Origin of the sequence: Mesorhizobium sp. B2-8-9 (genome assembly GCF_006439475.1) — a bacterium.
In the GTDB taxonomy this organism is placed as follows: Bacteria; Pseudomonadota; Alphaproteobacteria; order Rhizobiales; family Rhizobiaceae; genus Mesorhizobium.
The window spans coordinates 178063-185863 of record NZ_VFTQ01000010.1 but is presented as its reverse complement, the minus strand read 5'-3'; the positions used below and the strand labels follow the sequence as shown (position 1 = coordinate 185863).

General features: G+C 63.0%; 8 protein-coding genes and 2 tRNA genes. 3 read left to right on the top strand and 7 right to left on the bottom strand.

Features of this window, described 5'->3' with window-relative positions; all coding sequences use genetic code 11:
• Window positions 1–597: GTP-binding protein (locus FJ423_RS15160; protein WP_042642137.1), on the bottom strand; the 597-nt coding region annotated here is incomplete at its 3' end.
• Window positions 598–825: 228 nt separating this feature from the next.
• On the opposite strand from FJ423_RS15160, the gene FJ423_RS15155 reads away from it, so the two are divergent.
• Entirely contained in the window at window positions 826–1713 is an 888-nt protein-coding gene (locus tag FJ423_RS15155; protein WP_140842891.1) for a DMT family transporter, read from the top strand.
• Between the two features lie 71 nt (window positions 1714–1784).
• Here the strand turns inward: FJ423_RS15155 and FJ423_RS15150 are convergent, their stop codons facing one another.
• Entirely contained in the window at window positions 1785–2042 is a 258-nt protein-coding gene (locus FJ423_RS15150; protein ID WP_140842889.1) for a GlsB/YeaQ/YmgE family stress response membrane protein, read from the bottom strand.
• 130 nt (window positions 2043–2172) lie between these two features.
• Here FJ423_RS15150 and FJ423_RS15145 point away from each other — a divergent pair, with 130 nt between their 5' ends.
• Complete coding sequence (locus tag FJ423_RS15145) at window positions 2173–2628, top strand: YidB family protein (protein WP_140842887.1); 456 nt, start codon at window positions 2173–2175, stop codon at window positions 2626–2628.
• A 69-nt stretch (window positions 2629–2697) separates the two neighbouring features.
• Here the strand turns inward: FJ423_RS15145 and FJ423_RS15140 are convergent.
• A tRNA-Gly gene (locus tag FJ423_RS15140) sits at window positions 2698–2771 on the bottom strand.
• Between the two features lie 88 nt (window positions 2772–2859).
• Window positions 2860–2944, bottom strand: a tRNA-Tyr gene (locus FJ423_RS15135).
• A gap of 199 nt (window positions 2945–3143) precedes the next feature.
• On the opposite strand from FJ423_RS15135, the gene FJ423_RS15130 reads away from it, so the two are divergent.
• Window positions 3144–4007, top strand: coding sequence for an RNA methyltransferase (locus FJ423_RS15130; RefSeq protein ID WP_140842885.1), 864 nt, complete (start codon window positions 3144–3146; stop codon window positions 4005–4007).
• 90 nt (window positions 4008–4097) lie between these two features.
• On the opposite strand, the gene FJ423_RS15125 is transcribed toward FJ423_RS15130, so the two are convergent.
• From FJ423_RS15125 to gcl, 3 genes are read right to left on the bottom strand one after another with little or no spacing between them, the layout of a single operon-like run.
• A complete protein-coding gene (locus tag FJ423_RS15125) occupies window positions 4098–5057 on the bottom strand; it encodes a 2-hydroxy-3-oxopropionate reductase (RefSeq protein WP_281408979.1) in 960 nt (319 codons plus the stop codon).
• A 30-nt stretch (window positions 5058–5087) separates the two neighbouring features.
• On the bottom strand, window positions 5088–5885 hold the full coding sequence (gene otnI, locus FJ423_RS15120) for a 2-oxo-tetronate isomerase (RefSeq protein WP_140842881.1): 798 nt from the start codon (window positions 5883–5885) through the stop codon (window positions 5088–5090).
• A 26-nt stretch (window positions 5886–5911) separates the two neighbouring features.
• Entirely contained in the window at window positions 5912–7693 is a 1782-nt protein-coding gene (gcl, locus tag FJ423_RS15115; RefSeq protein WP_140842879.1) for a glyoxylate carboligase, read from the bottom strand.
• Between the last annotated feature and the right edge of the window lie 108 nt (window positions 7694–7801).

The following is a 7801-nucleotide window of genomic DNA, read 5'->3' as shown; positions in this document are numbered from 1 at the left end:
CGTCGGGATATAGGCGTCGACCTGCGCCATCAGCTCGCGGATGGCGTCCTCGCCGATGGTCTTGTTGGAATCTTCCAGCGCAGCCAGCGCCGAACCCTTGACGATCGGAATGTCGTCGCCGGGGAACTCGTTCTTCGACAGAAGCTCGCGAACCTCGAGCTCGACCAGCTCCAGCAGCTCGGCGTCGTCGACCTGGTCAACCTTGTTCAGGAACACGACGATCGAGGGAACGCCGACCTGGCGGGCAAGCAGAATGTGCTCGCGGGTCTGCGGCATCGGACCGTCGGCGGCCGAAACCACCAGGATCGCGCCGTCCATCTGCGCGGCACCCGTGATCATGTTCTTCACATAGTCGGCGTGGCCGGGGCAGTCGACATGGGCATAGTGACGGTTGGCCGTCTCATACTCCACATGCGCCGTCGAGATCGTGATGCCGCGCGCCTTCTCCTCGGGTGCTGCGTCAATCTGGTCATAGCGCTTGTATTCGCCAAAATACTTCGTGATCGCCGCCGTCAGCGACGTCTTGCCATGATCGACGTGACCGATCGTGCCAATGTTCACATGCGGCTTGGTGCGCTCGAATTTACCTTTTGCCATAGTCTCTTTCCTTGGACGGCCTTGACCTTCAGTTCAGTCGAATGCGGGGCGATTAGCGACAACGGCTGAAAAACACAAGTACCTTGTGGCTGAGCGGATTCTTGCTCGACCCGAACCAATGGTCGATTTCGGTGGGATATGGCGCGGATATAGGGCTGCCGCGTGTAAAATCAAAGGCTCCGGGCTGGCCCATTGCCGCCACGACGCCGCTCTGATCTTGTTCGCCGGATGCAGTTCATTCCATCCAATATCCGCGGCCCGCTGTTTATGATCGTCTCGACGGGGTCCTACCTCGTCAACGACACGATGATGAAGCTCGCCACCGTCGGATTGCCGCCCTATGAAGTTCTCCTGCTGCGGGGTGCTGCCGCCACGCTGTGGGGCGTGCCGCTGCTTCTGATGCTGGGCTATGCCAGGCAGATCCCGCTGCTCTTCGAGCGCAAGGTGCTGCGCCGCAACTTGTTCGAGCTGCTGGCGATCCTGTGTTACGTCGTCGCTTTAGCCAACATGCAGATCGCGGATTCCACCGCGCTCGGGCAAGTCACGCCGCTCATCGTGCTGGTCGGCTCCTCGATGCTGTTCGGCGAAAAGATCGGCGCCACGCGCATGGCGCTGATCGGCCTTGGCTTTGTCGGGGCGCTCATGGTGGCGCAGCCGACCATGCAGGGCATTTCGGTTTATGCGCTGCTGGCGCTCGGCAACGCCGCCTTCGCGGCGGTGCGCGACCTTGCCGGGCGCAAGGTGGGCGCCGAAGTGCCGGGCATGATCGTCGCCATCTCCGCGGTCGTGGTGGTGCTGGCCGGCTCAGGCGCGGCGCATCTCGTCTCCGAGCAATGGGTAATGCCCGAAGGACATCATCTGCTCCTGATCGCCGGCGCCGGCCTGTTCCTGATCTTCGGCCATTTCTTCATCTTCATGGCCTACCGGGTCGGGCCGACAAGCGCGGTCGCGCCCTTTTATTACTGCTTCACCGTCTGGGCGGTCATTTCGGGCCTGCTGGTGTTCGGACAATTTCCTAACGCGCTCGCGGTTTGCGGCATCCTGCTGGTGCTAGCCAGCGGTCTCGCCATCGTCTCGCTCGACGAAAGAAAACGCCGGCTGGCCATGGTCGCCTGACGGCGCGCCTCCAGCCTGGGTCGACCCGGTCGGGTCGACCTTCAACAGCCTACTGGCTGTTCCCTGGCCTTCTACAGCGTGCGCTTGCCCGAAAACTGGTGATAGGCCCAAAGCACGACGATCGAGCCGATCACGGCCACGATCAGGCTCCAGATGTTGAGACCGGTGACACCCGACGAGCCGAAGGCGCTGAAGATCAACCCGCCAACGATGGCGCCGACAATGCCGAGCACGATATCCATGATCATGCCCTGGCCTGTCTTGTTGACGATCTTGCTGCCGATGAACCCGGCGATAAGGCCGAGAATGATCCAGCTGATAATGCCCATAATTCCCTCCAAAATTCCCCCGCCGCGCCATCATGGTCACATGATTGTCAAAAGCTCAAGTCAGCTTGAAATTCTGCCTGTTTGCGCCATTCTGGGGCCGGGCGGACTTGGCTGGACAAGGAGATCCATTATGGGCCTTTTCGACAATGCCGTTCCGGGCGGCAACATCACCAAACCCCTGATGATCGCGCTCGGCGCGCTTTTGGTCGGCAAGATGCTGAGCGGCAGAAGCGAAGAGGCGGCCGCGCCGCAAGCGCCGGCGCCGACGCCTGCGGGAACTGACGTGTCCGCCGATGGCGGCCTGCTCGGCGGTCTCGGCGGCCTGCTCGACAAGCTCAAGAACGCTGGCCACGGCAATGTCGCCGACTCCTGGCCCGGCACCGGCCAGAACCAACCGATCAACCCGGGTGATCTCGGCTCGGCGCTTGGGCCCTCGGTGATCCGCGAGATCGCGCAGCGCACCGGGATGAGCGAGCAGGAATTGCTGCAGCAGCTCTCCACGGCGCTGCCCGGCATCGTCGACAAGCTGACGCCGAACGGCCAAATCCCGCAGCACCATCAGGTCGTTTCAGCCTTCAACAGCTAGGGAAGTGGCCTGCTAGCGCGCCGCATGCCACGGCGCGGCGTTTCATTTGAGGATTCGCGGGAAGAAATCTGGAGCGGGTAGCGGGAATCGAACCCGCATATTCAGCTTGGAAGGCTGCTGCTCTACCACTGAGCTATACCCGCGCCTTGCACTGAGGTACCGGATTCATCCGAAAAGCGCCATGCACTTTCGGGTCCGAGACTTTTCGTTTCAGGGCTTCCGGGCCGGCAGTGGTGGAGAGGGTTGGATTCGAACCAACGTAGGCTAAGCCAACGGATTTACAGTCCGTCCCCTTTAACCACTCGGGCACCTCTCCAGTCTGCCGCCGGAGCCATGCAACGAGGCATTTCCGCCGATCCGGAGCCCGAGTAAGATCTTCTCCGAAATCAGCGAAGCGCCTTATGGCGGCAAGGCCGGTGGGTGTCAACCGGCGCGGCCAGGGTTTTTCGAGGATGTTCGGCATTCATTTGGCCAGCCCATATCCTTAGCCGGACGGGACGGCTATAGAGGCCGCCATGAGCAACGATAAAAGCAACAAGTCCGGCTCGCGCAAGGACACCCACTACGCCAAGCTGAGGCGCGCGCATCGCGACCAGAAGGCGGGCGGGGCGCCGGCATTCCGGCCGCGCCAACCGATGCCGCCGGGCGAGGCCGCCGCCGACGGGCTGGTGCGGCTTTACGGCCTGCATACCGTGCGGGCTGCGCTCGACAATCCGCGGCGCAAGATCAGGACGATGCTGGTGACGCGCAACGCCGCCGAACGGCTGGCGATCGGCGACCTTGCCGCCCTGCCCTTCAAGGCCGAGCTGGTCGAACCGAAGGACATCGACAGGATCACCGGATCGGACGCCGTGCATCAGGGCGTGCTGATCGAGGCCGAGCCGCTCAAGCCGAAGCGTCTCGACGCGCTTGGCGACACTAAGCTGGTGCTGGTGCTCGACCAGGTGACGGATCCGCACAATGTCGGCGCCATACTGCGCTCCGCCGTCGCCTTCGGTGCCGGCGCGCTGATCACGACCGCCCGTCACAGCCCGCAGGAATCCGGCGTGCTGGCGAAATCCGCTTCCGGCGCGCTCGAGCATATCGACCAGATCGAGGTGAAGAACCTCGCCGACGCGCTGGCGCAGTTGCACGAGGCCGGCTTCCAGACCATCGGGCTCGATTCGGAAGGACCGGCCGAGCTCGAAAAGACCTTCGCCGGCGAGAGGATCGCGCTGGTGCTGGGCGCGGAAGGCAAGGGCCTGCGCCAGAAAACCCGCGAGACGGTGACGACGCTCGCCCGTCTCGACATGCCAGGCGCCATCCACTCGCTCAACGTCTCGAACGCGGCGGCGGTGAGCCTTTATGCGGCGAGGAAGTTCCTAGCGAGTAGTGAGTAGTGAGTAGTGAGTAGTGAGTAGTGAGTAGTGAGTAGTGAGTAGGCTTGGACACGAATTCCCTACTGACTACTCACTAATTCCTACTCACTCCTATCCCACTTCATGCCCCGCCATCCGCTCCAACGCCCTGACCAGCGCGGAGTGATCCTCCTTGGCGCCGCCATTGGCGGCGCAGGAATTGAAGAGCTGCTGCGTGGTCGAGGTGTTGGGCAGCGACACACCGAGCGCCTTGGCGCCTTCCAGCGCCAGGTTGAGGTCCTTCTGGTGCAGCTCGATGCGGAAGCCGGGCGCGAAGGTGCGCTTGATCATGCGCTCGCCATGCACTTCGAGGATGCGCGAGGCGGCGAGCCCGCCCATCAGCGCCTGCCTGACCTTGGCAGGATCGGCGCCCGCCTTCGAGGCGAAGACCAGCGCTTCGCCGACCGCTTCGATGGTGAGCGCCACAACGATCTGGTTGGCGACCTTGGTGGTCTGGCCGACCCCGTTCGGACCGACCAGCGTGATGTTCTTGCCCATTTTCTCAAACACTGGCTTGGCGCGCTCGAAGGCCTTTTCCTCGCCGCCGACCATGATGGTGAGCGAGGCCGCCTTGGCGCCGACCTCGCCGCCCGACACCGGCGCGTCGAGATAGTCGCAGCCGAGATCGTTGATCTTCTTGGCGAATTCCTTGGTGGCGATCGGCGAGATCGAGCTCATGTCGATGACGAGCTTGCCGTTGGACAGGCCATTGGCGACGCCATTCTCGCCGAAGAGAACGTCGGCGACCTGGGGCGTGTCGGGCACCATGGTGATGATGATGTCGGCAGCCCCGGCAACAGCGTCGTGGCCGGAAACGGTCTTTAGGCCCCTGGCGAGGAGGGCGGCGGGCGGCTTGGAGCGATGGTCGCTGGCGACGACCGTGTAGCCGGCAGCGAGAAGATGGCCCGCCATCGGCGCGCCCATGATGCCGAGGCCGATGAAGCCGATGGTTTCCATGTTATTCTCCGTCGTAATTGTCGAGGTCGCGTTCCTTCGCGCCCCCCTCTGGCCTGCCGGCCATCTCCCCCACAGGTGGGGAGATTGGCAGCTTCGCCGCAGCTCTTAAGCCGCCGCGCTGCCCTGCCCGGCGAACTCGCGGAACCAGCCGAGCCCGGCTTCTGTGCCTGCCTTGGGCTTGTATTCGGCGCCGATCCAGCCGGAATAGCCGAGGCGGTCGATGTGGTCGTAGAGGAACGGATAGTTGATCTCGCCCGTCCCCGGCTCGTGACGGCCGGGATTGTCCGCAAGCTGGATATGCGCGATGCGGCCGAGGTTGGCCTCGATGCTACGGGCGAGATCCCCCTCCATGATCTGCATGTGATAGATGTCGTACTGCAAATAGAGGTTCTTCGAGCCGATGCGGTCGATCAGCGCCAGAGCCTGGTCGGAATAGTTCAGGAAGAAGCCCGGGATGTCGCGGGTGTTGATCGGCTCGATCAAGAGCCTGATGCCGGCCTGCTCCAGCTTCTCGGCCGCGAAGGCGAGGTTTTCGGCAAAGACGTTCTCCAGCACCGTGCGGTCGGCGCCCTGCGGCGCGATGCCGGCAAGACAGTTGATCTGCTCGCAGCCCAGCGCATGGGCGTAGGTGATCGCCTTGGCGACGCCCTGGCGGAATTCCGGCACCCGGTCGGGCAGCACGGCAATGCCGCGCTCGCCCTTCGCCCAGTCGCCGGCCGGCAGGTTGAAGAGAACTTGTGTCAAGCCATTCTTCTTCAGCCGCGCCGCCACGACATCCGGGGCATGGTCATACGGGCCGATATATTCGACACCCTTGAAGCCGGCGCGGGCGGCGGCATCGAATCTATCCAGGAACTCATGCTCGCCGAAGAGCATCGAGAGATTGGCTGAAAAGCGCGGCATTCTTTTTCTCCTTCGTTCGCCTGAACTCAATCCAACATCATGATGGCCGTCGGCGCATCCTCATTGCGCTCGGCAAGCTCCTCGAATTCGGTGACCTTGTCGATTTCCGTGCCCATGGAAATGTTGGTGACGCGCTCGAGTATGAATTCCAGCACCACCGGAACCTGGTGTTCCTTGATCAGCCGCTGCGCCTCCTTGAAGGCGCCGGCGAATTCCTCGGGCTTCGTCACGCGGACAGCCTTGCAGCCCATCGCCTCGGCCACCGCGACATGGTCGACGCCGTAGCCCGCCTCCGGATCGCCGGCACGGTTGACGTTCTCGAAGGCGAGGCTCACTTCATAATCCATCGAGAAGCCGCGCTGCGCCTGGCGGATGAGGCCGAGATAGGCGTTGTTCACGACGACGTGGATGTAAGGCAGCTTGTGCTGGGCACCGACTGCCAGCTCCTCGATCATGAACTGGAAATCGTAGTCGCCGGAAAGCGCGACGATGTCGCGGTCCGGATCGGCGGCGCGCACGCCGAGTGCCGCCGGCAGCGTCCAGCCGAGCGGGCCGGCCTGGCCGCAATTGATCCAGTTGCGCGGCTTGTAGACATGCAGGAACTGCGCGCCGGCGATCTGCGACAGGCCGATCGTGGTGACATAGGTGGTGTCGCGGGCAAACGCCTTGTTCATCTCCTCATAGACGCGTTGCGGCTTCAGCGGCACCTGCTCGAAATGCGTCTTGCGCTTCATGGTCTTCTTGCGCTGCTGGCACTCCTTCGCCCAGCCCGACCAGTCGCGCAGCTTGCCGGCCGTGCGCCATTCGGTGGCGACGTCGAGCAGGATCTTCAGCGCGGCGGCCGCGTCCGAGACGAGGCCTAGATCCGGCGCGAAGACACGGCCGATCTGCGTCGGCTCGATGTCGACATGGATGAATTTTTTCCCCTTGGTGTAGACGTCAACCGAGCCGGTATGGCGGTTGGCCCAGCGGTTGCCGATGCCGAAGACGAAGTCCGCCTCAAGCATTGTCGCATTGCCGTAGCGGTGCGAGGTCTGCAGGCCGCACATGCCGGCCATCAGCCGGTGGTCGTCGGGGATCGCGCCCCAGCCCATCAAGGTCGGAATGACCGGCACGCCGGTGACTTCGGCGAATTCGATCAAAAGATCGGAAGCGTCGGCGTTGATGATGCCGCCGCCGGCGACGATCAGCGGCTTTTCAGCCTCGTTGAGCATCGCCAGGGCCTTCTCGGCCTGGGCACGCGTTATCGCCGGCTTGAAGGCAGCGAGCGGCTCATAGGCGTCGATGTCGAATTCGATCTCGGCAAGCTGCACGTCGACCGGCAGGTCGACCAGAACCGGCCCGGGGCGCGAGGAGCGCATCAGATGGAAGGCCTTCTGCAGCGTCATCGGCACCAGATAAGGTTCCATGACGGTGACGGCCCATTTGGCGACCGGTGCTGCGATCGAGGCGATGTCGACGGCCTGGAAATCCTCCTTGTTGAGGCGCGCGCGGGGAGCTTGACCAGTTATGCATAAGATCGGAATCGAATCCGCCGAGGCCGAATAGAGGCCGGTGATCATGTCGGTGCCGGCCGGACCTGAGGTCCCGATGCAGAGCCCAATATTGCCGGCCTTGGCCCGCGTATAACCTTCGGCCATGTGCGAGGCGCCTTCGACATGGCGCGCCAGCACGTGACGGATGGTGCCGCGCGCCTTCAGCGCCGAATAGAGCGGGTTGATCGCCGCGCCCGGAACGCCGAAGGCATTGGTGATGCCTTCCTTTTCGAGAACGAGAACCGCAGCGTCGACAGCGCGCATCCTGGCCATGGCAAGTCTCCATTTCGTTGGTTGGCTTGACAATGACAGCGTGCGTTCGATTTTTCAATTTTTTCAGAATATTTTTCCATTTCTAAAAAACCGCCGTTATCGGCTGAT

Coding starts and splice junctions, on each gene's coding strand:
- FJ423_RS15155 (WP_140842891.1), top strand. CDS start 826: ATGCAGTTCATTCCATCCAATATCCGCGGCCCGCTGTTTATGATCGTC.
- FJ423_RS15130 (WP_140842885.1), top strand. CDS start 3,144: ATGAGCAACGATAAAAGCAACAAGTCCGGCTCGCGCAAGGACACCCAC.
- otnI (WP_140842881.1), bottom strand. CDS start 5,885: ATGCCGCGCTTTTCAGCCAATCTCTCGATGCTCTTCGGCGAGCATGAG.
- gcl (WP_140842879.1), bottom strand. CDS start 7,693: ATGGCCAGGATGCGCGCTGTCGACGCTGCGGTTCTCGTTCTCGAAAAG.
- FJ423_RS15150 (WP_140842889.1), bottom strand. CDS start 2,042: ATGGGCATTATCAGCTGGATCATTCTCGGCCTTATCGCCGGGTTCATC.
- FJ423_RS15145 (WP_140842887.1), top strand. CDS start 2,173: ATGGGCCTTTTCGACAATGCCGTTCCGGGCGGCAACATCACCAAACCC.